General features: G+C 72.3%; 1 protein-coding gene. It reads left to right on the top strand.

Features of this window, described 5'->3' with window-relative positions; translation table 11 throughout:
• Nucleotides 1-750 (top strand): hypothetical protein (locus Q7F20_RS18600; protein WP_370871732.1); only part of this gene is annotated, 750 nt, incomplete at its 5' end.
• Between the last annotated feature and the right edge of the window lie 451 nt (nucleotides 751-1,201).

Genomic DNA, 1,201 nt, shown 5'->3' with positions numbered 1-1,201 from the left:
AGCGGCCGGCCGCGCCTGCCGCTTGGCCGCTCGCCGTTCGGCCACTCGGCCGCTCGGCCGCTCGGCCTGGAGGCGCGGCTCGCCTCGTCCGCGTCGCTCACGGGGTCGCCGGGTACGGTCCAGGGCATGTCGTCGCGCCCTGCTGCACTCGAACGCCGGTTCCGTGGTCGGATCATTGGCGTCGGCACGACCTCCGGCGTCCGCATCGTGGTCGGCATGTGGGAGCGCTCGCCGTTCGGAGCCTTCACGGACGTCTTCCTCGAGCTCCCGGACGGCTCCTCGGTGCTCCTCGCGCCGGACGAGATCGTCGCCGCGTACGTCTCCGGTACCTACCGGTTCGACACGGTGTCGGTCGTCGACGTCTCGGCTCGCCGGACGGCCAGGGGGCTCGAGCTGTCGGCGGGTGCCCTCGAGGCCTCCATCGACGTCGGCACGATCTCCCCGCTCGGCAGGGTGCTCCGGATCGTCCCGAAGCAGATCGCCCGTGACCCCCGGTGGCTCGCCGCGATCGACCCCGTCGCACGGCTCGTCGCGCCCGGGTCGGGCACTGCGGGATCGGCGGGCAACGGTCGCCGCGAGTACTACGGCGTGACCGGGGCACACGACGTCACCGGCGTGCGGGGGACGTGGGCGGGGGAGTCGCTCGGGTCGTTGGCGCCGCTCGACCCTCCGGTGGCGTTCGGGTTCGCGTCGATGCCGCGGATCCCGCAGGTCGTCGACGTCGAGACGACCATCCGCGAGCCCGTCTGACGCGGGGCCGGCGGGCGGCGGGCGGCGGGCGGCGGGGGCGACCCGGAACGACATCGTCGCTGTCGTACGACGTCCGCGATGTCACTCGTTGCGTGTGCAACGGTTGCACGCGCACAGCTGCGACGTGGTCGCTGTCGTACGACGTCGGCGATGTCGCTGTTTGCGCGTGCAACAGTTGCACGCGCGCAGCTCCGACACGACGGTTGCACGCGCGTGGCTGCGACATCGTCGTTGTCGTGCGACAACCGCGATGTCACTCGTTGCGGGCGCAATAGTTGCACGCGCGGGCCTGCGACATAGTCGACGTCGCACGACATCCACGATGTCGCCCCTTGCGCGTGAAACAGTTGCACGCGCGTAGCTGCGACGTGGTCGTTGTCGTACGACGTCCACGATGTCGCGCCGCGCGCCGCGCGCCGCACGCCGCGCACCGCGCACCGCGCACCGCCCG

The sequence above is a fragment of the Curtobacterium sp. A7_M15 genome (assembly GCF_030705415.1).
GTDB lineage: Bacteria > Actinomycetota > Actinomycetes > Actinomycetales > Microbacteriaceae > Curtobacterium.
This window is presented reverse-complemented; position numbering and strand designations above follow the sequence as displayed.